Annotated in this window: 27 protein-coding genes; 15 read left to right on the forward strand and 12 right to left on the reverse strand. The window is 72.1% G+C overall.

What is annotated here, in order from left to right; genetic code table 11:
- Positions 1–19 precede the first annotated feature (19 nt).
- From QI633_RS21550 to QI633_RS21570, 5 genes are all read right to left on the reverse strand, one after another.
- Positions 20–655 carry a pyridoxamine 5'-phosphate oxidase family protein gene (locus tag QI633_RS21550; protein WP_141797488.1) on the reverse strand — a complete coding sequence of 212 codons (636 nt, stop codon included), beginning with the start codon at positions 653–655 and terminating at the stop codon, positions 20–22.
- The gene (ggt, locus tag QI633_RS21555; protein ID WP_282427028.1) at positions 652–2,502 is read right to left on the reverse strand and encodes a gamma-glutamyltransferase; all 1,851 of its coding nucleotides are present in this window, start codon (positions 2,500–2,502) and stop codon (positions 652–654) included. The genes QI633_RS21550 and ggt overlap by 4 nt, the downstream gene beginning before the upstream one ends.
- Positions 2,503–2,533: 31 nt before the next feature.
- Positions 2,534–3,091 carry a dihydrofolate reductase family protein gene (locus QI633_RS21560; protein ID WP_141797486.1) on the reverse strand — a complete coding sequence of 186 codons (558 nt, stop codon included), beginning with the start codon at positions 3,089–3,091 and terminating at the stop codon, positions 2,534–2,536.
- The gene (locus QI633_RS21565; protein WP_282427029.1) at positions 3,088–4,002 is read right to left on the reverse strand and encodes a helix-turn-helix transcriptional regulator; all 915 of its coding nucleotides are present in this window, start codon (positions 4,000–4,002) and stop codon (positions 3,088–3,090) included. Before QI633_RS21565 ends, QI633_RS21560 begins: the two co-directional genes overlap by 4 nt.
- A 279-nt stretch (positions 4,003–4,281) precedes the next feature.
- A complete protein-coding gene (locus QI633_RS21570; protein ID WP_260805800.1) occupies positions 4,282–5,529 on the reverse strand; it encodes a helix-turn-helix domain-containing protein in 1,248 nt (415 codons plus the stop codon).
- 161 nt (positions 5,530–5,690) lie between these two features.
- Here QI633_RS21570 and QI633_RS21575 point away from each other — a divergent pair, with 161 nt between their 5' ends.
- The 5 genes from QI633_RS21575 (at position 5,691) to QI633_RS21595 (ending at position 12,072) form a co-directional block, all read left to right on the forward strand.
- Entirely contained in the window at positions 5,691–7,115 is a 1,425-nt protein-coding gene (locus QI633_RS21575) for an AMP-binding protein (RefSeq protein ID WP_282427030.1), read from the forward strand.
- Positions 7,116–7,117: 2 nt separating this feature from the next.
- Positions 7,118–8,953, forward strand: a complete 1,836-nt coding sequence (locus QI633_RS21580; RefSeq protein WP_282427031.1) for a DUF3556 domain-containing protein — start codon at positions 7,118–7,120, stop codon at positions 8,951–8,953.
- Positions 8,954–8,971: 18 nt separating this feature from the next.
- Positions 8,972–10,399 (forward strand): NAD(P)/FAD-dependent oxidoreductase, encoded by a 1,428-nt coding sequence (locus QI633_RS21585; protein WP_282427032.1) that lies wholly within the window; start codon positions 8,972–8,974, stop codon positions 10,397–10,399.
- A gap of 81 nt (positions 10,400–10,480) precedes the next feature.
- Positions 10,481–11,275, forward strand: coding sequence for an SDR family NAD(P)-dependent oxidoreductase (locus tag QI633_RS21590; protein WP_141797481.1), 795 nt, complete (start codon positions 10,481–10,483; stop codon positions 11,273–11,275).
- Positions 11,276–11,301: 26 nt separating this feature from the next.
- Positions 11,302–12,072, forward strand: a complete 771-nt coding sequence (locus QI633_RS21595) for a glucose 1-dehydrogenase (protein WP_141797480.1) — start codon at positions 11,302–11,304, stop codon at positions 12,070–12,072.
- Positions 12,073–12,151: 79 nt separating this feature from the next.
- Here QI633_RS21595 and miaA read toward each other — a convergent pair whose 3' ends face one another.
- A complete protein-coding gene (gene miaA / locus QI633_RS21600; RefSeq protein WP_282427033.1) occupies positions 12,152–13,075 on the reverse strand; it encodes a tRNA (adenosine(37)-N6)-dimethylallyltransferase MiaA in 924 nt (307 codons plus the stop codon).
- A gap of 74 nt (positions 13,076–13,149) precedes the next feature.
- Here miaA and QI633_RS21605 point away from each other — a divergent pair, with 74 nt between their 5' ends.
- The 4 genes from QI633_RS21605 to QI633_RS21620 all read left to right on the forward strand — a co-directional run bounded on the left by QI633_RS21605 (position 13,150) and on the right by QI633_RS21620 (position 14,522).
- Positions 13,150–13,395: an antitoxin gene (locus tag QI633_RS21605; RefSeq protein ID WP_282427034.1), complete on the forward strand. Its 246-nt coding sequence runs from the start codon at positions 13,150–13,152 to the stop codon at positions 13,393–13,395.
- 64 nt (positions 13,396–13,459) lie between these two features.
- Positions 13,460–13,663, forward strand: coding sequence for an antitoxin (locus QI633_RS21610; protein ID WP_141797477.1), 204 nt, complete (start codon positions 13,460–13,462; stop codon positions 13,661–13,663).
- A gap of 37 nt (positions 13,664–13,700) precedes the next feature.
- Positions 13,701–14,183, forward strand: a complete 483-nt coding sequence (locus tag QI633_RS21615; RefSeq protein ID WP_282427035.1) for an NUDIX domain-containing protein — start codon at positions 13,701–13,703, stop codon at positions 14,181–14,183.
- A gap of 87 nt (positions 14,184–14,270) precedes the next feature.
- Complete coding sequence (locus QI633_RS21620; protein WP_282427036.1) at positions 14,271–14,522, forward strand: hypothetical protein; 252 nt, start codon at positions 14,271–14,273, stop codon at positions 14,520–14,522.
- On the opposite strand, the gene QI633_RS21625 is transcribed toward QI633_RS21620, so the two are convergent.
- Positions 14,511–15,245, reverse strand: a complete 735-nt coding sequence (locus tag QI633_RS21625) for a peptidase E (protein WP_282427037.1) — start codon at positions 15,243–15,245, stop codon at positions 14,511–14,513. The genes QI633_RS21620 and QI633_RS21625 overlap by 12 nt on opposite strands.
- A 3-nt stretch (positions 15,246–15,248) precedes the next feature.
- Entirely contained in the window at positions 15,249–16,745 is a 1,497-nt protein-coding gene (miaB, locus tag QI633_RS21630; RefSeq protein WP_282427038.1) for a tRNA (N6-isopentenyl adenosine(37)-C2)-methylthiotransferase MiaB, read from the reverse strand.
- Positions 16,746–16,827: 82 nt separating this feature from the next.
- Between miaB and QI633_RS21635 the strand changes: the two genes are divergently transcribed.
- From QI633_RS21635 to QI633_RS21655, 5 genes are all read left to right on the forward strand, one after another.
- Positions 16,828–17,223, forward strand: coding sequence for a hypothetical protein (locus tag QI633_RS21635; RefSeq protein ID WP_141797473.1), 396 nt, complete (start codon positions 16,828–16,830; stop codon positions 17,221–17,223).
- Between the two features lie 85 nt (positions 17,224–17,308).
- Entirely contained in the window at positions 17,309–18,094 is a 786-nt protein-coding gene (locus QI633_RS21640) for an amino acid ABC transporter ATP-binding protein (protein WP_141797472.1), read from the forward strand.
- A 12-nt stretch (positions 18,095–18,106) separates the two neighbouring features.
- Positions 18,107–18,991, forward strand: a complete 885-nt coding sequence (locus tag QI633_RS21645; protein WP_141797471.1) for a glutamate ABC transporter substrate-binding protein — start codon at positions 18,107–18,109, stop codon at positions 18,989–18,991.
- A gap of 79 nt (positions 18,992–19,070) precedes the next feature.
- A complete protein-coding gene (locus QI633_RS21650; RefSeq protein ID WP_282427039.1) occupies positions 19,071–19,724 on the forward strand; it encodes an amino acid ABC transporter permease in 654 nt (217 codons plus the stop codon).
- Entirely contained in the window at positions 19,724–20,581 is an 858-nt protein-coding gene (locus QI633_RS21655; RefSeq protein ID WP_282427040.1) for an amino acid ABC transporter permease, read from the forward strand. Before QI633_RS21650 ends, QI633_RS21655 begins: the two co-directional genes overlap by 1 nt.
- A gap of 12 nt (positions 20,582–20,593) precedes the next feature.
- On the opposite strand, the gene QI633_RS21660 is transcribed toward QI633_RS21655, so the two are convergent.
- Together QI633_RS21660 and QI633_RS21665 are read right to left on the reverse strand one after the other, a co-directional pair.
- Positions 20,594–21,073 (reverse strand): hotdog fold domain-containing protein, encoded by a 480-nt coding sequence (locus QI633_RS21660; protein WP_282427041.1) that lies wholly within the window; start codon positions 21,071–21,073, stop codon positions 20,594–20,596.
- Positions 21,074–21,115: 42 nt separating this feature from the next.
- A complete protein-coding gene (locus tag QI633_RS21665) occupies positions 21,116–22,588 on the reverse strand; it encodes a sigma-70 family RNA polymerase sigma factor (protein ID WP_282427042.1) in 1,473 nt (490 codons plus the stop codon).
- 191 nt (positions 22,589–22,779) lie between these two features.
- Here QI633_RS21665 and QI633_RS21670 point away from each other — a divergent pair, with 191 nt between their 5' ends.
- Positions 22,780–23,643 carry a hypothetical protein gene (locus tag QI633_RS21670; RefSeq protein WP_282427043.1) on the forward strand — a complete coding sequence of 288 codons (864 nt, stop codon included), beginning with the start codon at positions 22,780–22,782 and terminating at the stop codon, positions 23,641–23,643.
- A 225-nt stretch (positions 23,644–23,868) separates the two neighbouring features.
- On the opposite strand, the gene QI633_RS21675 is transcribed toward QI633_RS21670, so the two are convergent.
- A complete protein-coding gene (locus QI633_RS21675; RefSeq protein WP_282427044.1) occupies positions 23,869–24,654 on the reverse strand; it encodes a methyltransferase domain-containing protein in 786 nt (261 codons plus the stop codon).
- Entirely contained in the window at positions 24,651–25,556 is a 906-nt protein-coding gene (locus tag QI633_RS21680) for an alpha/beta hydrolase (protein ID WP_282427045.1), read from the reverse strand. Before QI633_RS21680 ends, QI633_RS21675 begins: the two co-directional genes overlap by 4 nt.
- Positions 25,557–25,579 lie beyond the last annotated feature (23 nt).

Genomic DNA, 25,579 nt, shown 5'->3' on the forward strand with positions numbered 1-25,579 from the left:
AGATTTCGTGGACGGGCGCTCAGCCGTAGAGGCGCTCGGCATAGCTCGGACCGTAGTAGGCGTCGAGCTCCTCGATGCTATCGCCGGGACGCTCCAGCCGTTGCGCGAGGACGGCCCGGCGCGGCACCCGCGCCTCCGGGTCCCAGGTCTCGGGCTGCCACAGCCCAGAGCGCAGGAAGGCCTTGGCGCAGTGGAAGAAGACGGTCTCGATGTCGACGACGATCGCCAGCAGCGGGCGGTGGCCCTTGACCACCATCTCGTCGAAGAACGGCGCCTCGCCGACCAGCCGGGCCCGGCCGTTGATCCGGAGCGTGTCGCCGCGACCGGGGATCAGGAAGTTCAGGCCGACCTGGGGGTTGGCGAGGATGTTGCGGTAGCCGTCGGCCCGCCGGTTGCCCGGCCGCTCCGCGATCGCCACGGTCGTGTCGTCGAGGACGTGCACCAGCCGGCCGGCCGGGTCGCCCTTCGGCGAGACGTCGCAGCGCCCCTGCGCATCGGCGGTCGCGACCATGCAGAACGGCGAGGACGCCAGCCAGTCGCGGTCGACGTCGCTGAGCGCGGACCGCTCCTTGTCGCGGGCCGCGTCGGTGGGCACACCGAGCAGGGCGGTGAGGGCGGCGTCGTCGGTGATCTCGGTCCAGTCCTCTGCGGTCACGGTCCCAGCGTAGGTCTCACCACCCCCGCCGCCCCGCCCCCGCGGCGGGTGGGCTCGGCCACAGCGGTCATCGTCCCGTCGGGCCCGAGCTCGACGGCTGCCACGGCACCGATCTCGGCCGCGCTCGACCCGGGCGGCCCGGCCAGGGCGAAGGTGTGTCCGTACGCGGCCAGCGCGTCGCCGTACGCGTCGATGAACGCCTGCTCCGCGGTGACGCTCGCGGTGTTGCGCTGTGATGCCCGCGGCGCGGCCACCGCCTGCGGCAGGGTCATGCCGAGGTCGAGCCGGTTGACCAGCACCTGGAGCACCGTGGTGATGATCGTCGAGCCGCCGGGCGAGCCCACGGCCAGCACCGGACGGCCCTCGCGCAGCACGATCGTCGGCGACATCGAGCTGCGCGGCCGCTTGCCCGGCTGGATCCGGTTGGGGTCGGCGGGGTCGTAGACCGTCGAGAAGTCCGTGAGCTCGTTGTTGAGCAGGAACCCACGCCCCGGCACCACGATGCCGGAGCCCCCGGTCTGCTCGATGGTCAGCGTGTAGGCGACCACGTTGCCCCAGCGGTCGGCCGTGGTCAGGTGGGTCGTGGACAGGTTCTCCGTGTCGGTGTCGGTGACGCCGTTCGCCGGGGCGGGGTCGCACACACCGTCGTACGACGTCACGTCGCCGGCCGGGACCGGCTTGGGCGCCGCCGCGTCCGGGTCGAGCAGGCAGGCGCGCTCCTGGGCGAAGGTGTCGTCGAGCAGGGCACTGGTCGGTACGTCGACGAACGCAGGGTCGCCGACGTAGCGGCCGCGGTCGGCGAAGGCCAGGGCGGAGGCCTCCAGGTAGCGATGGAGCGTCGGGACCGTCGCCTGTGGCGGGGACTGCTCGAGGATGTTGAGCGACTCCCCCACCGTGGTGCCGCCCGACGACGAGGGCGCCATGCCGTACACGTCGTGGCCGCGGAAGCCGACCGAGGTCGGAGCCTGGAGGAGGGCGCGGTACGAGGAGAGGTCCTCGGCGGTCATCGTGCCCGGGGGCACGGGCAGGTCCGTGGCGCCGCTGACCGGCGGGCTCTGGACGGCGGCGGCGACCTCACGACCGAGGGACCCGTCGTACAGCCAGCGGGTCCCCTTCGCACCGAGGAGCCGGTAGGTGCGCGCGAGGTCGGGGTTGCGGAAGGTGGTGCCGGGCTCGGGCACGCCGTCGGCGAGGAAGAGGTCGGCGGTGCTGGTGAAGGTGCGGAAGCGCTCGGCGTTCTCGCGTGTCTGCAGCGCGAAGGTGTCGTCGACGACGAAGCCGTCGCGGGCCAGCCGCGCCGCCGGGCGCAACGCCTCGGCGAGCGACACGGTGCCCCACCGGTCGAGCGCGGTCTGCCAGGTCGCGGGCGTGCCGGGCACCCCGACGGAGACGCCGCTGGTGACCAGGTCCGGCGTGAACGGGTAGGGCTTCCCGGTGGCCGGGTCGATGAAGGCGTCCGGCCGGATCGCCGCGGGCGCCGTCTCGCGCCCGTCGATCGTCTCCACCCGCCCGGTCGCGGCGTCGTAGTGGACCAGGTACCCGCCGCCCCCGATCCCGGCGCTGTAGGGCTCGGTCACGCCCAGCGCCGCGGCCGTGGCGACCGCGGCGTCGACCGCGTTGCCGCCGTTGCGCAGGACCTCCAGCCCGACCGCGGTGGCGTCGGGGTCGACCGAGCTGACCGCGCCGCCGTACCCGGTGGCGGTCGGCACCTTGGGTGGCGGCTGAGGCCCCGGCTTCGCCGCGGCCGGGGCGTCCGGCACGACGGTGCCGAGGGCGGCGGCCAGCAGGGTGGCGGTCGAGGCGACCAGGACGGCGAGGGTACGGCGCACGATGTCCTCCCGAGACAAGTGGACTCCTTCCTCCACCATGCCCCCGCTGTCAACCCGTGCGGTCCTCCTTCAGCGGTCCGTCGAGGGTGTAGCGCGCGGTCACGAACGCCCCGTTGCGGGCGGTCTCCTCGAGTCGCAGGTCGAGGCGGCGCGGCAGCAGCGGGCGGCCGGCGCCGAGCACCACCGGGGCGATCGACACGACGACGCTGTCGAGCAGGCCGGCGTCGGCGAACTGGCCGGCGAGGTCGCCGCCGCCGACCACCCACACGTCCCGCTCCCCCGCGGCGGCCCGTAGGTCGTCGTACACGGTGGTGACGTCGCCCTTCGCGAACCGCACGTCGGCGCCGTCGAGGACGGGCAGCTCGCGCGTGGTCATCACCCACGTCGGCTGGGAGTAGAACCAGGCCTCACCGGACTCGGCGAGGTGCGCGAGCACCCATTCGTAGGTCGTCGAGCCCATCACCAGCGCGCCGACGGTGGCGATGAACTCCCCGTAGTTCTGGGGTCCCTGCTCGTCGAGGTCCTGGCGCATCAGCCAGGCGAGCGAGTCGTCGGGGTCGGCGAGGAAGCCGTCCAGGGTGGTCGCGGTGTAGTAGACGGTGCTCATCGGTCCTCCCCGAGCTCGCGGCGCAGCCAGTTGATCGGGTCGCCGTCGTCGGCGTCGACACCGGCGGCGCGCAGCCAGACCCGGGTGAGCTGGCGGCGGTACGCCGAGAACGTCAGCACGTGCGCCACGATGCTGCTCAGCACGAACGACTCCGGCGGCTCGCAGAGCGCGTCGACGATCCGGTCGTCCCAGGCGTTGCGCCGGTCGATGTCGCGGATCGCGGCCAGCCAGCGGGCGGCCGCGGCATCGTGCCGCTCCAGCAGCCCGCCGGGGCTCGGGGTCCTGTCGACGTCGGGGAAGTCGGCGCCCTCGACCGCCGCCAGCCACACCTCCTTCGCGAACACCGTGCGCTCCAGCACGGCCGCGATCGACTCCTCCGGCCCCTCCCAGGCCGCCACCTGGTGCCCGGGGCCGCGGACCGCGCGCCAGTCGGCGTCGGCAAGGCCCTTCGCGAGGTCGATCAGCTCGCGCGTGTCGTCGAGGTCGTGGCGGACCAGCTGGTCGGTGACGGGACTCATCGTCTGCTCCCCTGCGTGGACCCACAGGCTCGTGGGCGGGTGGAAGTGGATGCCGTTGACCGCGGGCAGCCAGACGCTGCCGCCGTCGTCGCCGGCCTCGCTCGGCGGGTGCCCGTAGGCCCGGGCGAACGCCCGGCTGAACCCCTCCAGCGACTCGTAGCCCGCCTCCCACGCGGCATCCGTGACGTTGCCGCCCTGACGGATGCGCCACGCGGCGCGCTCGAGCATCACCCGGCGCCGCATCGCCACCGGCGCCTCGCCGGCGTCGCGGGTGAGCACCCGGGTGAAGTGGTACGGCGACGCGAACGCCCCGTCCGCCATGTCACCCAGCGTGCGGTGGTCCTCGTCGAGGACCGCGTCGAGGAGCTCGCGGAGGCGGTCACGGCCGGTCATGGGTCCAGTGTGCTGCGCCGCGGGGTGGTGGTGCTTGACCGTTCTTGCTCAACGTGCGGCCTTGTAACTACGTGTTACGTCGCGAGAACCGGTGCAACAGCGCCCGGGTAGCAGCCCCAGCACCCGGGTAGATGCACCACCCGGGGGGAATCGCAGCGCGTACTCGCCACTGCCGACGAGCCGACCGTCGACGCGTCGCGTCTCAGCTACCCGGGCGCTGCGGCCACTACCCGGGCGTTGCTGCAATGGAATTTCGCACGTAACACGTAGTTACAAGGGTCAGCCGCCGGGCCGCACCAGCACCTCGGGCGCCAGCCACTTGCACGCGATCAGCGCCAGCTCGAGGTCGAGCCGCTCCTCGCCGAGCGGTTTGCCGCGGGCCTCGATCGCGCGGTCGACGCGGTACTTCACGGTGTTCTTGTGCAGGTGCACGCGGGCAGCCGTGGCGACATAGCTCTCCCGCTCCTCGACGAACGCCAGCAGCGTCTCGCGCAGCCGGGCGGCGCCGTCGGTGTCCTCGGCGAGGTCGCCGAGGGCGCGGCGGACCAGGGCGCGGGTGGCAGGCAGGTCGCGGGCGAGGAGGGCGGCGGCGCGCACGGTCGGGTCGTCGTGACGGATCACCCGGCCGGCCGGGTGCTGCCCGAGCTGGGCGACCTCCTGGGCGGCCGCCGCACCCAGGTGGCTGCTCCTGAAGCCGGGCTCCCCCGCACCGATCGGCCCGACGGCGACCGACACCCCGCCGCCCTTGGCCGCGACGAGCTCGTCGACCGCGGCGAGGTCGGCCTCGCCGGCGCGGCCGATCGGCACCCACGCCCAGGCCGTCTCGCGGTCGCGGGGCACGAACAGCGGGTGACCGGCGCCGAGGCGCTCGGCGATCGCCACGACGGTCCGCTCGGCGGCGGCGAGGTCGCCCGCCCCCGGGGCCGTCCACAGCACGAGGGCGAGGTGGTGCTGGCGCAGCCGGTAGCCGAGCGAGGACTCCGCGGCGGCGAGGTCGAGGCGCTCGTCGCGCAGCAACGCCTCCAGCGTCTCCCGCTGGACGGCACTGCGGTTGGCGAGCCAGCGCTCGCGCTCCTCCTGGTAGGCCTCGACGACGTTCTCGGAGACCGCGTCGACGTACTCGAAGGAGGTCTGGGTCAGCAGGCTGCTGGTCTGCAGGGCCAGCAGCGGGTCGCCGACGCGGGCCTCGATCTCCTCCGTGGCCCAGGCGAGCACGAGCTGCTGGCCGAGCCGGTAGGCCCGCAGCAGGGCGCTCGGGGAGGTGCCCCGCTGCGCCAGTCTGCGGGCGTACTCCACGGCTGCGGCCGGCGCCTGGATCTCGCTGACGGGCATGTGTCCGCGCAGCAGGTGGGCCAGGGTCTCGAGGTTGGATCCCGAGCTGCCGTGCAGCAGCTCGACGAGCGCCGGGTCCTTCGGGAGCTCGGGGATGCGCTCCCCGAATGCCCTGACGAGCTCGTCGGTGAGCTCGGCGTGCCGTCCGGCCATCACCACGGCGATGCCCTGGAGCTCGGTCTCCGGATCCGACATGGCGCCTCCCGTTCGGTCCCCCGCACCAACGGTGACGGCGGTCACGCCATCGTGCCAGAGCGGGATGCCTGCCCGCCTTGGCCGCGCAGCCCCGAATCCGTGCGCGGAGTTTGGTTCCGGAGACCAAGAGCCCGGGCGTACGACGGACCTAGCGTTCCGGCATGACCCTGGACCACCTGCCCTGGCACCGCCCGGCGGCGTACGACGACCGCCCCTGCGTCCGCGACGAGCGGACCGAGCTCACCTACCGCGCCTTCGCCGAGCGGGTGGACGCCGCCGCCGAGCACCTCGCCGCCCGGGGCGTGGGCCGTGGCTCGGTCGTCGCCGTCATGCTCCCCAACCGCGTCGAGCTGCTGGTGACGATCATGGCCGCCTGGCGGCTCGGCGCCGCCGCGACGCCGGTCAACCCGACGTTCACCGCGACCGAGGCGGACCACCAGGTCAGCGACTCGGGCGCCGTCGTGGTGGTCGACGACGACTTCGTCGCGGACCTGCCCACGACGCCCAGCGGTGCCCTGCCCCCGGCGGACACGCGGCCCGGCGACCTGGCGCTGCTCGTCTACACGAGCGGATCGACCGGGCGCCCCAAGGGCGTGATGCTCGACCACGGCAACGTCGAGGCGATGATCACCGGCATGGGCGAGGCGATCGGCATCGGCGCCGAGGACCATTGCCTGCTGGTGCTGCCGCTGTTCCACGTGAACGCGATCTGCGTCAGCTTCCTGACCCCGATGTCGGCGGGCGCGCAGCTCTCGGTGCTGCAGCGCTTCCACCCGGTCGAGTTCCTCCAGGCGATCGAGACCCTGCGGCCGACGTACTTCTCCGCGGTGCCGACGATCTACTCCCACCTGGTCGCCCTGCCGGCCGAGGTCCAGCCCGACACGAGCTCGGTCCGGTTCGCGATCTGCGGTGCGGCGCCCGCGCCGCCGGAGCTGTTCGCGGCCGTGGAGCAGAGGTTCGGGTTCCCGCTGGTCGAGGGGTACGGCCTCTCCGAGGGCACCTGCGCCTCGACCTGCAACCCGGTCGACGGCCTGCGCAAGCCCGGCACCGTCGGCCCGGCGCTGCCCGGTCAGCTGGTCGCGATCATGGCGCCGGACGGCACGCTGGTCCCGAACGGGGAGCGCGGCGAGGTCGTGATCAAGGGCGCGAACGTGATGCGTGGCTACCTCAACCGGCCCGAGGCCACGGCCGAGACGCTCGGCGACGGCTGGCTGCACACCGGCGACGTCGGGATCCTCGACGAGGACGGCTACCTGCGGATCGTGGACCGGATCAAGGACATGATCATCCGGGGCGGGGAGAACATCTACCCGAAGGAGATCGAGAACGTCCTCCACGCGGCGCCCGAGGTCCTCGAGGCGGCCGTGGTCGGCGGCCCCGACCCGGTGTACGGCGAGGTGGTGGTCGCCTTCGTGTCCGCGCAGCCCGACCGGACCGTCGACGTGGACGCGCTGCTCGTGCGCTGCCGGTCCGAGCTGGCGAAGATCAAGGTTCCGGTGGCGCTCCACGTGCTGGATGCTCTTCCCAAGAACCCCGTCGGAAAGATCGACAAGCCCGCGCTGCGGGCCCGACTGAGCGGAGCCTGACCATGGGATTCCTCAAGCCCGCACCGGAGCCGATGCCCCCGGCCGAGTTCCTCGCGCTGCCGTTCCAGGAGCGGATCCGGGTGCTCAGCACCAACTGGGTGACCGAGGGCTTCAACACCCCGCGGATGCTGCATGTCGTCTACATCCTCAAGATGCTCGGCCTCTACTTCGCCGTCGGCCTTGCCATCACGTCGTGGACGACCGACCACGTGGCGTTCTCCGACCCGGGCACCTGGTTCGACAACGTCGTGGTCTACCAGAAGCTCGCGGTCTGGCTGATGCTGCTCGAGGTGATCGGCCTCGGCGGCGCGTTCGGCCCGCTGTGCGGCCACTTCGTGCCGATGCTCGGCAACATCCGCTACTGGCTGCGCCCCGGCACGATCCGGATGGCCCCGTGGGGCCGGCACGTGCCCGGCACGGGCGGTGACGAGCGCACCGTCCTCGACGTCGTCCTGTACGTCGCCGTGCTGGCCAGCCTCGTCTACCCGCTCGTCGTGCACGCCGACGCCGTGCCGTTCGTGCCGGCGGGGACCGGGCCGCAGGAGCTGGTCCCGCCCCTGGCGTTCCTGCCGATCCTGGTGACGATGCCGCTGATGGGCCTGCGCGACAAGGTCGTGTTCCTGGCCGCACGCTCCGAGCAGTACCTGCCCATCATGCTGTTCTCCGCCACGCTCGGCGCGCTGGCGCTGCGCGACGGCGCGAGCGGCGCCGACTTCGTCAACCTGGTCGTCGCCTTCAAGATCATCATCTGCATCGTGTGGATCGGCGCCGGCGTCTCCAAGATCGGCGAGCACTTCATCAACGTCGTCCCGCCGATGGTGTCCAACAGCCCGGGACAGCTGAACCTCGTCAAGAGGCTGCACTACCGCAACGCACCCGGCGACCTCCGACCCTCGCGGCTCGCGTGGTTCATGGCCCACGTGGGCGGCACCACGGTCGAGATCATCATCCCGGTGGTCCTGCTCCTCACCACCGACGACACGGTCGCGATGCTGGGCGCGGTGGCCATGCTGGTGTTCCACATCTTCATCACCTCGACGTTCCCGCTCGCCGTACCGCTGGAGTGGAACGTCTACTTCGGCTACATCGCGATCGTGCTCTGGGGCGGCTTCGGCGACGGCTTCGCCGCGTCGACGTACAACATCTGGGACTTCTCCGAGCCCCTGCTCCTGCTCCCGATCTTCGCGCTGCTGCTGTTCGGCCCGATCCTCGGCAACCTGCGGCCCGACCTGGTGTCCTTCCTGCCGTCGATGCGGCAGTACGCCGGCAACTGGGCCTCCGCGGTCTGGGCGATGAGGCCCGGAGTCGAGCAGCGGCTCAACGAGCTGCTGCTCGTGGAGACCCAGAACGACCAGCTGCAGCGGATGCCCGGCATGACCTACACCGCCGACGAGGCCGAGATGACGGTGCAGAAGGCTCTGGCCTGGCGCTCGATGCACAGCCAGGGACGCGGCCTGTTCTCGGTGCTGATCGAGAACCTCGACGACCTCGAGACCCGCGACGTGCGCGAGGGCGAGTTCATGTGCAACATCCTGGTCGGCTGGAACTTCGGCGACGGCCACCTGCACGACGAGCGGCTGGTCGCCGCCGTGCAGAAGCGACTGGGGCTGGAGCCCGGCGACCTCGTCGTCGCCTACTGCGAGTCGCAGGCGACGCCGTGGCGCGCGTCGCGTCCGCAGGAGTACCGAGTCATCGACGCCGCCCTCGGTGTCGTCGAGCGCGGTACCTGGGACGTGCGCGACTGCGTGAAGGAGCAGCCGTGGCTGCCCAACGGACCGGTTCCGTTGCAGGTCGGCTGGACCGCCCCCGGCTATCGCCGCAAGGATGCGGTGTCGTGAGCAGCCGATGAGCACCCGATGAGCACCGCCGTCGTCGTGGGCAGCGGACCCAACGGGCTCGCTGCCGCGATCCGCCTGGCCCAGGCCGGTCTCGCCGTCACGGTGGTGGAGGCGCACGACCGGCCGGGCGGCGGGACCCGGACCAGCGAGCTGACGCTGCCGGGCCTGCTCCACGACGACTGCGCCGCCTTCCACCCCACCGGCGTCGCGTCCCCGTTCTTCGCCTCGCTCGGCCTGGAGCGGCACGGCCTGCGCTGGCTCTGGCCCGAGGTCGACCTCGCCCACCCGCTGGACGACGGCCGGGCCGGGATCGCGGCGCGGGACATGTCCTTGTCGGTGGAGTCGCTGGGCGAGGACGGTGACCGGTGGCGGCGGGTCTTCGGCCCCATCGTGCGGCACTTCGACGACCTGATCGCCGAGGTCTTCCAACCGGTCGTCCACCTCCCCCGGCACCCCGTCACCCTCGGCCGGTTCGGGGCGAAGGCGCTGCTGCCGGCCACCTGGACCACGGCCCGGTTCCGCGACGACCCGGCCCGGGCGCTGTTCATGGGCGTCGCCGCGCACGCCTTCGGGCGGCTCGACACCCCGCTGAGCGGGTCCGTCGGGCTGATGCTGACCGGCACCGCCCATGCCGTCGGGTGGCCGGTCGCCGAGGGCGGCACGGAGTCGATCACGCGGGCGCTGCTGGCCGAGCTGGCGTCGTACGGCGGGCGCGTGGTGACCGGCGTCCGGGTCACCTCGCTCGACCAGCTGCGCGAGCTCGTGGGGTCCCCGCCGGACGTGGTCATGCTCGACACGGCACCGGCCGGCGTACTCGAGATCGTGGGTGACCGGTTGCCCGCCCGGGTGCGGCGCGCGCTGGCCCGCTACTCCTACGGGCCGGCGGCGTTCAAGGTCGACCTCGCGGTCGAGGGCGACATCCCGTGGACCAACGAGGCCTGCCGTCGCGCCGGGACCCTCCACCTCGGCGGCACCGCGGAGCAGGTCGCCGCGATCGAGAAGGGCACCGTGCGCGGGCGGATGGCCGACCAGCCGTTCGTGCTGCTCGGCCAGCAGTACCTCGTCGACCCGTCGCGCTCGTCGGGCTCGGCGAACCCGGTCTACGCCTACGCGCACGTCCCTCACGGCTACTGCGGCGACGCGACCGAGGCGGTGCTCGGACAGATCGAGCGGTTCGCCCCCGGCTTCCGCGAGCGGGTGCTGGCGGTCGCGACCCGCGGGCCCGCCGAGTGGGAGGCCTACGACGCCAACTACGTCGGGGGCGACATCTCCGCCGGCGCGAACACCGCACGGCAGATCGCGTTCCGGCCGCGTCCGGCGCTGGATCCCTACGCCCTGGGGGTTCCCGGGGTCTACCTGTGCTCCTCGGCCACACCTCCCGGCGCCGGGGTGCACGGGATGGGCGGATTCCACGCGGCCGAGGCGGCGCTCGCGCGACTGCGCTGATCCCCACCGCACCAAGGGGCCCGCCGGACTTTGGGCCCTCGCCACAAGAGGGTGACATGACTCTCAACCTAGGTTGAGGTCATGACCCGGACCACCGCAGTCGTCACCGGAGCCGGGCGCGGCATCGGCCTCGCGCTCGCCCACCACCTCGCCCGAGCGGGACACCAGGTGGTGCTCACCGACCTGGACGGCGCGGCCGCCTCACGCGCCGCGGAGGAGGTGGGGCGCGGAGCCGTCGGGATCGCCCAGGACGTGCGCGACGTCGCCTCCCACACGGCCGTCGCGAAGACCGCGGCCGGGCTCGGCCCGCTCTCGGTCTGGGTCAACAACGCGGGCGTGCTGTTCGCTGGACCCGCGTGGGAGCAGTCGGACGACGAGCTGACCACGATCCTCGACGTCAACGTGCGCGGCGTGATGGCCGGCTCGGCCGCCGCCGTACGGACCATGGGACCTGCCGGCGGCGGCATCCTCAACATCGCCTCCATCTCGGCGCTCACGCCGGTGCCCGGCCTCGCGCTGTACGCCGCCACCAAGGCCGCAGTGCTGTCGTACACGACCTCGCTGCAGGGCGACCTGCGGCACGCCGGCCTCCCGATCCGCGCCCGCGCGCTGTGCCCCGACGTCGTCGGCACCGCGATGGTGACCGACCACGCGTTGGACCCGGGCGCCGCGATGCTGTTCTCCGGGCCCCGCCCGCTCGAGGCGGACGCGGTCGCCCGCGCCGGCCTCGCCCTGCTCGACAGCCGCCAGGTGTTTCGCGTCGTCCCGCGCTGGCGCGGCGCGCTGGTCCGCGGCATCGACGCCGCACCCGCCGCCGGCCTGCCCGTGCTCGGCGTGATGCGCCGCCTCGGCGACCGTCGCCAATCGCACTCCTGACCCACCCCGACCCGAGAGGAAGACCCATGAACCAGCGCTTCACCGACCGCACCGCGATCGTCACCGGAGCCGCCGGCGGCATCGGCCTGGCCATCGCCCGCACCCTCGCCGCGGGCGGCGCGAACGTCGTCGTCGCCGACCTCGACGAGGCGGCCGCCAAGTCCGCCGCCGACATCCTGCCCCGGGCGACCGCCGTGGCCTGCGACGTCCGCGACGAGGACCAGGTCCAGGCGCTGGTCGCCACGGCCGTGGCGACGTACGGCGGACTGCACCTCATGGTGCCCAACGCCGGCGTCGCGGGCGTCGCGCCGATCATCGCGATGGACCTGGCCGAGTGGCGCCGCGTGACGTCGGTGAACCTCGACGGCGTCTTCCTCTCGATCCGGTACGCCGCCCCCGCGATCATCGCCAGCGGCGGCGGCAGCATCGTCACCGTCGCCTCGGTCACCGCCACCGCCGGCACCCCGCTCGTCGGTGCGTACGCCGCCGCCAAGGCCGGCGTCGTCAACCTGACCAAGACCGCGGCCACCGAGCTGCGCGACCACGGCGTCCGCGTCAACGCCGTGCTGCCCGGCTTCGTCGAGACCCCGCTGGTCACCGGCCAGGTGGCGTCCTTCGAGTCGATCCTCGGGCTGCCCGAGGGCGGGTTCGCCGGCCTCATCGCCCAGAAGCAGGGCCGGTTCGGCACGGTCGAGGAGGTCGCGAACGCGGTCGCCTTCCTGGCCAGCGACGAGGCGAGCTTCTGCAGTGGCAGCGGGCTGGTGCTCGACGGCGGGCTGGACGCCGGGCTGTTCTGAGGCGGCTGCCCACCGCACCCCCTACGTATCGGTCGTGATTTCCAACGAACCGCGACCAATACGTAGGGGGTGCGGCAGATCAGACGGCACGTACGACGGCGAGCGCCTTCGCCACCCGCTCCGGGTCGTCGTACGGCAGCCAGGTGATCCGCGGGTCGTTGCGCCACCACGCGAGCTGGCGGCGGGCGAACTGCCGAGTGGCGACGGCGGTCCGCTCGATCGCGTCCTCGACCGACATCTCGCCGGCGAGGACCGCGATCGCCTGCCGGTAGCCGATGGCGAGCGCGGCAGTGCGTCCCTCGGCGAGGCCCTCGTCGAGCAGCCGGGCGACCTCGTCGAGCAGGCCGTCGTCGAACATCTGCCGCACGCGGGCGGCGATCCGCTCGTCGAGGACCTCGCGGTCGATGGAGACGCCGAGCTGGACGGTGTGCGGGTCGACGTACTCCTGGACGGGGAGGTTCGCGCTGAACGGGGCGCCGGTGATCTCGATGACCTCGAGGGCGCGCACGACACGACGGCCGTTCTCGACCTCGATCCGCTCGGCGGCGACCGGGTCGAGCCCGCGCAGCCGGGCGTGGAGCACCGGGCTGCCGACCTCGGCGAGCTCGGCCTCGAGCCGCGTCCTGACGGCGGGATCGGTGCCGGGGAACTCGAACCGGTCGAGGATCGCCCGCGTGTAGAGCGCGGACCCGCCGACCAGGACCGGCGTGGCGCCCCGGCTCCTGAGGTCGGCGATGGCCGCGCGCGCCCAGCCCTGGAACTCCGCGACGGTGGCGGGGTCGCGGACGTCGAGGGTGTCGAGCAGGTGGTGGGGGATCCCGCGGCGCTCGGCGAGCGCCAGCTTCGCCGTGCCGATGTCCATGCCGCGGTAGACCTGCATCGCGTCGGTGTTCACCACCTCGCCGCCCAGCACCTCGGCCAGGTCGAGGGAGAGCGACGTCTTGCCGCTGGCCGTCGGCCCGACGATCGCGACGATCGGAGGCGTGGTGGACGTTCCCGGCATGGGATTAGTGTGGCAATGACCCAGACCCGGCGGCCCACTCGGGCCGGGACCGCGAGGAGCAGAGCATGGGATTCATGGACAGGCTGAAGGGCGCCAAGGACACGGTCACCGAGAAGGTCGGCGAGGCGGTCGACAAGCACGGCGACAAGATCGAGTCCGGTCTCGACAAGGCGGCGGGCTTCGTGGACGACAAGACCGGCGGCAAGTACCACGACAAGATCGAGGGCGCGACCGGCAAGGCCAAGGACGCGCTCGGCAAGTTGGAGAACGACGGCCCGGACGCCGAGCCGCCTGGCAGCGACACTCCGCCGTCTCCCTGATCGTCTAGGGTGACCGGCGGTGGCCCAGGTCGGGCCGTCGTACTGACACCAATGGGGGTTTCTCGTGGGCTTTCTCGATGACGCCAAGGACAAGCTGAGCGACGCGGTCGACAGCCAGGGCGACAAGATCGGCGACGCGGTGGACAAGGCCGCCGACTTCGCCTCCGACAAGACCGGCGGCAAGTTCGACGACAAGATCGACCTGGGCGCCGACAAGGCCAAGGACGCCCTCGACTCGCTCGACGGCCAGAACGACGACATCAGCTGACGGGCGACCACCGGCAGAAGCGAGCATCTCGGTGACCGTGACGGACCCCGCGACCGGGAAGAGCCGGTTCGCCGTCGTCCCCGCCTCCTACGTCTTCCTCCTGCGGCAGGCCGGTGGCGGCGCGGACACCGAGGTGCTCCTGCAATTGCGGCAGAACACCGGCTACATGGACGGTTTCTGGGCCGCCGCCGCGGCCGGACACGTCGAGCGCGGCGAGACCGCCGAGGTCGCCGCCCGCCGCGAGGCGCTCGAGGAGATCGCCGTCGACGACCTCGACCTCACCTTCGTGACGGCGATGCAGCGCACGGCCCACGACCTGCCGATCGACGAGCGCATCGACTTCTTCTTCACCGCCCGCGCCTGGAGCGGCGAGCCGCGCATCGTCGAGCCCGCCAAGTGCGCGGACCTGCGCTGGTTCCCGCTGTCCGCGCTGCCGGACCCCGTCGTGCCCCACGAGGCGGTCGTCCTCGCCGGGTTGCGCGCCGGCGACCTGCCGCCGCTGAGCAACCACGGCTTCTGAGAAGTCCGCGCCGCTCGTTCTGAGAGGTCTGCGCCGCTCGCCAACGGTTACCACCTGTCCAGGTGCTCCCCGAGCGAGAGGAGAGCCATGAACGAGGAACTGCCGCCCCGGCCCGAGCCCGTGGCGGAGCCGCCGGCGCCGCCGCCGGGCGGTCCGCACCGGATCGAGGGGGTCGGTGGGGACGGCGCCTACAGCACCGAGTCGCGTGACCCGAGCCCATGGCGCAACCCTGCCACCGACGACGAGCTGCCCGCGGACACCGTCACGTCCGAGGACACCGACACCGAGGCCACCAAGGGCAACCCCGAGGTGCCGCCGGAGACCGAGTCACCCGCGTAGCAGCCGGGTGTCGAGCCGGGTCTCGACGGCCGTGCCGTCGGGACCCCGCTCGACCAGGTACGCCGCCTTGTCGGCCTTCTCCGTCAGCGCCTCGACCAGGTCGGTGCCGCGGTAGTGCAGCCCGACGCCGTCGTCGGTGGCGTAGCCGGCCGGCAGCGTGCCGTCGGCGATGAGCTGCTGGAACAGCGGGCGGCGCTGCTCCTCGGAGTCGTAGTGGACGCCGTTGGACCACGGCACCAGCCCGAGCCCGTTGGTGACCGGGCGCAGGTCGGGGCCGAACGAGTCGGTGGTGCCGCCGCTGTGCCAGCAGATCGACCCGGCGGACACGCCGGTGAGCACGACGCCGGCCTCCCACGCCTCGCGCATCACGTCGCCAACACCGTGCAGGTCCCACATCGCCAGCAGGCCGGCCACGCTGCCGCCCCAGACCCAGATCACGTCCTGCGAGAGCAGGTGCTCTCGGACGTCGTCCACGTTGGGCATGGTGAACAGCGACAGGTGGTTGCCGTGGAAGCCGGCCTCCTGCGCCATGTCGTAGAAGTCGCGGACCACCGCGGGCTGGTCACCGCAGGCCGTGGCGAGGAAGCACACGCGGGGCGCGCGGCCCTCGACGCCGGCCAGGTCGACGGCGTACGTCGTCAGCGGGCCGACCGACCACCTGGTTCGTGCGCCGGGCACGACCCCGCCCGAGGTCGCGACGATGGTGGGAGCGTCCGCAGCCACGGCTCACCCGCACACGGGCGCGTCGGGCAGCGGTGCCGGCACGCCGATCGAGGGCATGCCGAGGCCGACACCGGTGGGTGCGGCAGGAGAGGCGGTCCGCCGCTCCCACGCGTCACCCGAGCGGGTACGACGCAGCGCGCGGACCGGGCCGTCAGCGACGAGGTGGTGCGGGGCGGCGTACGTGACCTCGACGGTGACCATGTCACCGGGCCGTGGCTCCCCGTCGACCTGCGAGAAGTCGGCCTCGAAGTGGACCAGGCGGTTGTCGGGCGCGCGGCCGGAGAGCCGGTGGGTCTCGGCGTCCTTGCGGCCCTCGCCCTCGGCGACCATCAGCTCGAGCTCGCGGCCGACGAGACGCTTGTTCTCGTCCCAGGTGATCTCGTTGACCACCTCGACGAGGCGGTTGTAGCGGTCGGTGACCTCGGCCTGGTCCACCTGGTCGGGCAGGGTGGCGGCCGGGGTGCCGGGGCGCTTGGAGTACTGGAACGTGAACGCGCCGGCGAACCTGGCCTCCCGGACGACCTTGAGGGTCTCCTGGAAGTCCTCCTCGGTCTCGCCGGGGAAGCCGACGATGATGTCGGTGGTGATCGCGGCGTCGGGGAGCGCAGCGCGCACCCGCTCGATGATCCCGAGGAACCTCTCCTGGCGGTAGGAGCGGCGCATGTCCTTGAGGACCTTCGAGGAGCCGGACTGCAGCGGCATGTGCAGGCTCGGCATCACGTTCGGCGTCTGGGCCATCGCCTCGATGACGTCGTCGGTGAACTCGGCCGGGTGCGGGCTGGTGAACCGGACCCGCTCGAGGCCCTCGATGTCGCCGCACGCGCGCAGCAGCTTGGAGAACGCCTGCCGGTCGCCGAACTCCACGCCGTACGCGTTGACGTTCTGGCCCAGCAGCGTGATCTCGGAGACGCCCTCGGCGACCAGAGCCTCGATCTCGGCCAGGATCTCGCCCGGCCGGCGGTCCTTCTCCTTGCCGCGCAGGCTCGGCACGATGCAGAACGTGCAGGTGTTGTTGCAGCCGACGCTCACCGACACCCACGCGGCGTACGCCGACTCGCGCTTGGTCGGCAGGGTCGACGGGAAGACGTCGAGCGACTCGAGGATCTCGACCTGCGCCTCCTGCTGGCTGCGCGCCCGGTCGAGCAGCGCCGGCAGGGAGCCGATGTTGTGGGTGCCGAACACGACATCGACCCACGGCGCCCGCTTCACGACCGTGTCGCGGTCCTTCTGCGCCATGCAGCCGCCCACGGCGATCTGCATGCCGGGGCGCTTCGCCTTGACCGGCGCGAGGTGACCGAGGTTGCCGTAGAGCCGGTTGTCGGCGTTCTCGCGCACCGCGCAGGTGTTGAACACGACCACGTCGGCCTGCTCACCATCGGGCGCAGCCCGGTAGCCGGCGTCCTCGAGGAGTCCCGAGAGGCGCTCGGAGTCGTGGACGTTCATCTGGCACCCGTAGGTGCGGACCTCGTAGGTCCTCGGCTGTTCTGCGGTGGCGCTCATGACCGCTCAAGGGTACGGCGCACGGCGGTGACGACCCGAATCCCTCACCGCTGTCTTGCCGGCGTCTGGTTAGGGTCAGGGCATGGCTGACACCGCTCCCCCAGGCTTCGTCGCCCGCAACAACGAGGTCATCGGCAGCATCCTCAGCATCCTCGCGCTGCTGGTCTCGGTCGGCATGGGCGCCGGGCTGATGTTCGGCACCGGCACCCGTGGCGTCTCGGCGATCCTCACCGTGCTGACGGTGGCTGGTGGTGCGTTCACGCTGCTGCTGCTCGGGGTGGGGACGGTGCTGCGCGGTGCCACGCCGACGGACCAGTGGGAGGCCGAGGAGACGGCCTGGCGAGCCGAGCGTGGCCTCGACCCGCTCACGGACGCCGACCGGGCAGCCTCGGCGAAGGCCCATCGCCGCGCGGCTTTGCTGGCCGTGCTCGCGCTGCTCGTGGGACTGGCGCTGAGCGTGCTGCCCGACATCTTCTAGTTCGGACACAGTCCGGCAACATTGTCGGACGTCCGGGCCGGAGGTACTAGCCGAGCATGGCCCATCGGGACTAGCGTCCACGCGTATGACCGTCACCGACGACGTTCCCGTGGGCGACAACGCGCCCCGCTCCGGCGAATCCCTGGTCGAGCTCGTCGACGTGCAGAAGTGGTACGGCGGGCTGCACGTGCTCCAGGACATCAACCTGAGCGTGGGCCGCGGCGAGGTCGTCGTGGTGATCGGCCCCTCGGGCTCCGGGAAGTCGACCCTGTGCCGCGCGATCAACCGCCTGGAGCCGATCGACTCGGGTCAGATCCTGATCGACGGATCGCCGCTGCCGCAGGAGGGCAAGGCCCTCGCCCGGCACCGCGCGGACGTGGGGATGGTGTTCCAGAGCTTCAACCTGTTCGCCCACAAGACGATCCTGCAGAACGTCGCGCTGGGCCCGATCAAGGTGCGCAAGCAGTCGAAGGCGGAGGCCGAGAAGCGCGCGCGCGAGCTCCTCGACCGGGTCGGGGTGGGCCACCAGGCCGACAAGTACCCGGCCCAGCTGTCCGGTGGGCAGCAACAGCGCGTCGCGATCGCCCGGGCGCTGGCGATGGAGCCGAAGGTCATGCTCTTCGACGAGCCCACCTCGGCCCTCGACCCGGAGATGATCAAGGAGGTCCTCGACGTCATGGTCGACCTCGCCGAGCGGGGGATGACGATGATCGTGGTGACCCACGAGATGGGCTTCGCGCGCACCGCCGCCAACCACGTGGTGTTCATGGCGGACGGCCGCATCCTCGAGACGGGCGACCCCGAGACCTTCTTCACGAACCCGGAGAGCGACCGGGCCAAGGACTTCCTCGGCAAGATCCTCAAACACTAGAAGGAGTAGCGCATGCGACTGAACAGACTGAAGGTTGCCGCGGCAGCCGTTCTCGTGGCGTCGACGCTCGCCGCATGCGGCGACGCCGGCAACGACGACGACAAGGGCATCGAGGTCGACGTCAAGACCGACGCCGCCTCGCAGTTCGACGAGGGCACCCGGATGCGGGAGCTGGCCGACGACGGGAACATCAAGATCGGCGTCAAGTACGACCAGCCCGGCATCGGCTTCAAGGGCGCCACCGACGACGCCCCCGCCGGCTTCGACCCCGAGATGGGCAAGGTCCTCGCCGCGAGCCTCGGCATCGCCCCGGAGGACATCACCTGGGTCGAGACGATCTCGGCCAACCGGGAGTCCTTCCTGCAGAAGGGCGAGGTCGACCTGGTCATCGCGTCGTACTCCATCACCGACGAGCGCAAGCAGGTCGTCGGCCAGGCTGGCCCCTACTACGTCACCGGCCAGCAGCTGCTGGTGAAGTCGGACAGCAAGATCGCCTCGCTCGACGACGTGAAGGGCACTGAGGTGTGCTCGGTCACCGGCTCCACGTCGTTGGACAACATCGAGAAGGCGGGGGCCACGCCGCGCGGCTTCGACACCTACTCGGAGTGCGTCGACCAGGTCCTCAACGGATCCGTCGACGCGATGACGACCGACGGCGCGATCCTGCTCGGCTACGCCGCGGAGCACCCGGACGAGCTCAAGGTCGTGGTCGACCCGTTCTCCGAGGAGCGGTACGGCGTCGGCTACTCCCTGGACCACCCGGAGATGTGCCAGTGGATCGAGGACACCATCAAGGCCGCTCAGGACGACGGCGACTGGGCCAAGGCGTTCGAGGTCACGCTCGGCAAGTCGGGTGTCGACACGCCGGAGCCGCCGGCGATGGACCCCTGCGCCTGATCACCGTCCGCCCGTGGGCCCGGCACCCGGTGCCGGGCCCACGGCGGGTCTGATTCGAACGAGAAGGAGGGTCGCCGACGTGGAGGACGTGTTCTCCCACTTCGACCTGGTGCTGAAGGCGTTCTGGCTCACTGTGCAGCTCGCCTTCCTCTCCGGGGTCGCGGCGCTGGTCCTGGGCACAGCGCTGGCCGCCATGCGGGTCGGGCCGATCGCGGTGCTGCGGTGGGTCGCGGCGACGTACGTGACCCTGGTCCGCAACACACCGCTGCTCGTCATGTGCGTCTTCGTCTTCTTCGCCGCCCCCAACGTCGGCCTGCTGACCGGCACGCCGTTCCTCATCAAGGGCACCATCGCGGTGAGCCTCTACACCGCACCCTTCGTCGCCGAGTCCCTGCGCTCCGGCGTCAACGCCGTGCCCCTGGGGCAGGCCGAGGCGGCTCGCGCGATCGGGATGACCTTCGGGCAGAACATGCGCCACGTCGTGCTGCCCCAGGCGTTCCGGGCCTCGGTCCCGCCGCTGGCGAGCACCCTGATCGCGATGACCAAGAACACCTCCGTGGTCGCTGTGTTCGGTCTGGCCGAGGCCACCTTCCGGATGCGCTACTTCGTCAACCGCAACGCCGACGACACCATGCTCATCTTCGTGATCTTCGCGATCGGCTACATCGTGCTCGTCGAGCTGATCTCGCTCGGCGCCGTCGGCCTCGAGCGGCGTTGGAAGGCGGCCCGCTGATGTCAGGATCCGTGCTGTACGACGCCCCCGGCCCCCGCACGATCGCCCGGCACCGCCTCTACACCGCGCTCACCGCGGTCGCCGTGGTCGCGGGGATCGTCGGCCTGGTCCTGTTCCTGGACTCGAAGGGACAGCTGGCCTACAGCAAGTGGGAGCAGTTCGTCACGCCGAAGTACGTCCGCGCGCTGCTCGTCGACGGCCTGCTGAAGACCTTGCAGATGGCGTTCTCCTCGATCATCGGTGCCGTGCTCTTCGGCGTCGTGTTCGGCATCGGCAAGCTCTCCGACCACCGGCCGGTGCGCTGGGCCTGCGCACTCGTCGTGGAGTTCTTCCGCGCCGTGCCGGTCCTGCTGCTGATGATCTTCATCTTCTACACCTGGGGCATCGGCGACGGCTTCGGCCCGTACTGGAGCGTGGTGCTCGCCCTGACGCTCTACAACGGCGCCGTGCTCGCCGAGGTGTTCCGCGCCGGCGTCCTGGCCGTGCCGAAGGGGCAGGCCGAGGCGGCGTACGCCATCGGCATGCGCAAGACCCAGGTGATGACGCTGATCCTGCTGCCGCAGGCGGTGAAGATCATGCTGCCCGCGATCATCAGCCAGTGCGTGGTGGCGCTCAAGGACACCAGCCTCGGCTACTACATCGTGGCGCCGGGCCTCACCTACATCGGCAAGGCGATGTGGACGGAGTTCCCCGGGACCCACTTCCAGACCGCGGTCGTGCTCGCGTTCCTCTACATCTCGGTCAACCTCGTGCTGACCGTCGTGGCGACGTGGGTCCAGAAGAGGTTCGTCGGCGAGCACAAGCCGCTCGAGGTCGGGATGACCGCGCTCACCACCCAGGCGAGCACGGTCCCCTGACCGCGGCGGGCGTCACTTCTTCTTGCTGGTGACCCACAGGTTGATGGTGCCGTCGATGACGACGGTGCCGTCGGCGAGCTCGCCTCGGACGCGCACGGGCAGGTCGCCCTCGGCGGTGTCCCACTGCTCCTGGTCGGTCTCGGCGATGCACGTGACGTCACCGGTGGCCTTGGCCGTGTAGCTCACGGTCATGCCCTTGGGGATCCAGCGCTTGCTGCTGGGGATGGTGGCCTCGGCGAGGCCGCCCATCGCCATCTCGAGGCCGTTGCACAGCGCGATCGCGTGGACCGTGCCGATGTGGTTCTGCACGCTGCGGCGCTTCGGGATGACCACCGAGGCGTAGTTGGGACGCAGCTCGGTCACCCGCGGGTGGATCGTGGCGAAGTACGGCGCCTTCTGGCTGAACGCGATCGAGAAGACGCGCTTGCCGAGGGTGCCGCCGACCACGGGGAGGTTCGTCGTGGTCTTCCAGAGGCTGTGGACCTGGGTCATGGAACCCAGATTACTCGCCGGTAACCTCTGGGGCGAGCCTCGTCAGTGGTTCGTGCCCACGATCACACCGTCGGGTCCGACGCCGACCTTGATCGGCAGTCCAGGCAGGTCGACCTCGACCGTCACGCCGCGCTCGCCGTCGCCCGGCAGCGTGATCGTCACCGGACCGGCGCAGATCCGGCGGTCGCCGCAGTCGGTCGGGTTCGGCTTGGTGGTCGGCGGCGTGTCGGTGGGCGGGGTGGCGGGAGACGCCGGCGGGGGCGGCGGGGCGCCGGGAGCGCTGGCGGGTGCGGCCGACGGGCTGTCGCTCGTGGCCGGTGGGTCCGCGGGCTTCGGGTCGTCGCTCGGCGCCTGCTTCGCCGTCCCGGGCGCCGGGGCGGGGGACGAGGTCGTGGGCGCGGGTGCGGCCGGGGTCGGGTCGCTCGAGGCGGGCTCGGCCACGGGCGGGTCGGCCGGGGCGTCGGCCGGGGTCTCCTCCGGCGTGACCGCCGCCGCGGGGCGCGAGGCCGCCGGGGCGCGGTCGGGCTGGTCGCCACCGAACGCGGCGAAGGCGGCGGCCGCCACGGCGGCCACGGCGACGGCAGCAGCCACGGCCACGGCCGGACCGCCCACTCCGGACGCGCCCCCCGACGCGCCACCCGATGCGCCACCCGACGCGCCACCGGTGGCACCGCCGCTCGAGGCGGCGCCCGCGGCGGCGCCACCGGCCGCCGTACCGCCGGCGAGCCAGAGAAGGCCCTTGCCCCCCGCAGGCACGGCGAGCAGCACGATCGGCAGCACGTGGACGGCGAGCTTCTGGTTGACCTCGTCGACGACGAGGAAGGCACTCTGGCAGGAGGCGCAGCCGTCGAGGTGGGCTCCGAACTTCTGCTCGGCGCGGGCGCCGAGGTCGCCCCGGGCGTACTGGCTCATCCGGTGGTGGACCCACCTGCACTGCTCACGGGCCGGCTCGGGACCGGCGTGCAGGTCGAGGTAGGCGCGCTTGAGGCCCTCGCGGGCGCGGTGGGCGAGTGAGGAGACGGCACGCGGCTTGAGGTCCATCAGGGTCGCGACCTCGGCGGGCTTGCGGCCCTCGACCTCGACGTGCCACAGGACCTTGCGCCAGCTCTCCGGCAGCGTCGCGAGCGCGTCGACGGCGACGGTCTCGTCGAGGCCCTCGACGGCCTGCTCAGGGGTGACCTCGGCGGTCTCGGCCTGCTCGAAGAGCCACGGCTGGTCGGACGCGACCGACTCGCGCTGCGAGCGCAGGCCGTCGCGGTAGCCGTTGCGGATGGTGACGTGGAGGTAGGAGCGGAAGCTCGACGTCGGGCCGCCGCCCGCGCTCAGCTGCCCCAGGACCCGCGAGAACGACTCGGCGACGAGCTCCTCGGCGGCGTCGGGACCGACCAGGATCCGGGCGAGGTGGCGGGCACCGTCGACGTGGTCGCGGTACAGCTCCTCGAACGCACCGGTGTCGCCGGAGCGCACCCGCTCGAGGAGCTCCTCCTCAGGGGTGCGGGACGCGTCCTCGCCCATCCGATCCTCCGCCATCGTTGCGCTGCCTTGTCTCGCGCTCGTCCTGTGTCCAACGATCGAGCGCCTCCGATGATGCAACCGAATCCGAAAACTTTCTAACTCGGCGCGAAAACCGCGTGATGTTCGGCTCCGACCTCCGTCCAGTTCAGTGACAGCCCCGGCAGGGACTCGCACCGACCGATCGGAGAGAGATGAGCACGACGCGCTCGACCGCCGCGCGCGGCAGCCGTCCGCTGCCGCCGGTCGTCCCGCTGCGCCCGCGCTCGCTCGCCCGCCGGGCCGCCGTACTGCAGGACCACATGCGGGTACGACGCGCGGTCGGCGTCCCCCACGAGGAGCTGTTCCTCGACGTCATCGACGACGCCCTGGCCCGCACTCGTGGCGTCGCGAGCGAGGACCACGACGTATGGGCCCGCCTGATCGCACTGGTCGAGGAGCACGAGGACATCTCGCACACGCTCCCCGCGTGCGCCGCCACGGCCAACCTGGTCGGCCTCGCCCTGTTCGACGGGATCGAGGACCACACCGCGCTCACCGCGCTCGCCGACGAGCTGGGGCACGTCCGGCTCGCCCGGCTCCAGCACCGCTACGGCACCGCGCTGGAGACCGACTCCCGGCTCCCGGTGACCACCGCCGCCATGCGCCGGATGCTCGTGCCCGGGGTCGGCCGACGACACCACAGGCACGCGCGGACGACGGCCTTCGACGCGTTCGACGACACGCGACTGCGTGCCGCGCACGCGTTGCTCGTCCAGGGCGTCGACCGGGCCTGGACCGTGCCGATGCTCGACTCCGTCGAGGAGCTCGTCGACATCGTCGCGCACGGAACCATCAACGAGTGGCGCCACCACGTCGCGATGATCATCGCGGACCCGTGGTCGGCGTACCCGGGCCGGATCATCGACCTCGCTCGCCAGGTCGGTACGACGCACGCCACCGCGGTCGTCACGACCATCGTCGAGATGTGCCGCGACCAGCACCTCGGAGTCGCCCGGCCGCGGACGCATCCCGCGACCCGGCGCCACCGATACCCGGGCGGCCGCGCCGCCCCTTGAGCTGCCGAGGCGGCTGCAGCGCCGATCCGATCCGGCTGGGGGGCGGGAGGGACGGCGAGGGTCCGAAGCATCTGGGGGGTGCTGCGGGCTCGATGCCCTGACACAGGGACTGCGGTCGCCTCGGCGCACCAGCCACAACCACGGTGGGGAGCAACAGTCGCCGGGGTTCCCCGGAGGGAGGGGAATCCCGGCGGCTGCCTTTCCTGCTGCTCCGGCCGGGTCGGGTCAGGCAGGGGTGCGGGCGACCACGAAGATCCGGCGGAACGGCAGCACGACACCGTGGCCCTCGTCCGGGTACGCCGCGCGCAGACGCGCCTTGAACTCGTCCTCGAACCGGCCGCGCAGCTCGGCGGGCAGCGCTTGCAGTGTCGGACGGGCGCCGGTCCCGGACACCCAGGTGAAGACCGGGTCCTCGCCGTGGAGCACGTGGAGATAGGTCGTCTCCCACGCGTCCACCTCGCAGTCGAGCGCCTGGAGCGCGCGCAGGTAGGCCTCCGCGCGATGGGCGTGCGGGGCGGCGACGCCGGCCGTGTGGGCGGCGTACGGCGGCTCGGCGGCCAGCTCTGCGCGCAGGGTGTGGCTGGGCTCGTCGTGGTTGCCGGGGACCTGGAAGGCGAGCCAGCCGCCGGGCCGCACGGCCCCCACGAGAGCCCCCATCAGGTCGAGGTGCTCGGGCAGCCACTGCAGCGTCGCGTTGGAGACGAGGACGTCGACTCCCCCGGGCTCCGCGACCGCCAACCAGTCGCGCAGGTCGGCCCTGTGGAAAGACACCCGTTCCGAAGCCGAACTGTCGGAGGCCGCGCGGATCATGGCGTCACTGGAGTCGACACCGGTGATCGCCGCCGCCGGCCAGCGATCAGCGAGAAGGGAGGTGAGATTGCCAGGTCCACAACCGAGGTCCACCACGACGTGGGGATCGTCGGCTGCGACCCGACCGACGAGGTCGAGGAACGGGCGCCCGCGCTCGTCCGCGTAGGTCAGGTAGCGGTCGGGGTCCCAGGTCAGGCTCATGGGCGTGCTCCTTCGCGCAGATGGTCGAGGATGCGGGCGTTGACGACGTCCGGACGCTCGAGTTGGAGGAAGTGCCCGGCGCCTTCGACGACGGCCACGCGGCTGCCGGCCGGCAGGCGGTCGCCGATCCGTCCTGCCCAGCGCACGTCGAGGCAGCCGTCGTCGGCTCCGTGCAGGTACAGCAGCGGCACCCGGGGTTCGCGGGTCCAGTCGTGCGCCAGCGACTGGTACCGCGCCGGGATCTGGCGCAGCCGCCGCTGGGCGCGGTAGTAGCCGATCGCGGCGGCCTTGTGCGCGTCGTCCGGTACGGCGGCCGCGAGGTGCGCGAGGTCGGCCGTCGCGTCGTAGCCGGGCGACCAGCGCCGCCACAGGTGGGCGACGAGGGCGTCGAAGCGCTCCTCGGGCAGCCGGGGCAGCTGGTTGAACAGCGTGTACCAGCTCAGCCCGGCCTGGCGCGGCAGGATGCGCAGCCAGCGGCCGAGGTCGTCGCGGCGCGGGTTCATCACCGAGAGAGGAGGCACGGACAGCGACACGATCGCGCCGAACGGGTTGGCCGGCGAGGCTGCGACCCCGTTGGCGGTGATGGCGCCCCAGTCGTGGCCGACGAGAACGGCGCGGTCGTCGCCGCCGTGGAGCCGGTGCAGCGCGAGGGCGTCGTGCATGAGGGCAGGGACGTGGTAGCTGCCGTCGGCGGGAATGCCGCTGGGGGCGTAGCCGCGGGTGAAGGGTGCGAGGACGCGGTAGCCGGCGCGGGCGAGTGCCGGGCCGAGGTGCCGCCAGGTGTGGGCGGTGTCCGGGAAGCCGTGGAGGAGGACGGCCAGCGGCCGGCCGCGGTCGTCGAGGTCGCCCCAGACCAGACTGGCGAGGGTGACCGGGCCGAGGTCAGCGGTGCGGGATTCCACGGGGCCGACCCTACGCTCGATTT

The sequence above is a fragment of the Nocardioides sp. QY071 genome, from assembly GCF_029961765.1.
GTDB lineage: Bacteria > Actinomycetota > Actinomycetes > Propionibacteriales > Nocardioidaceae > Nocardioides.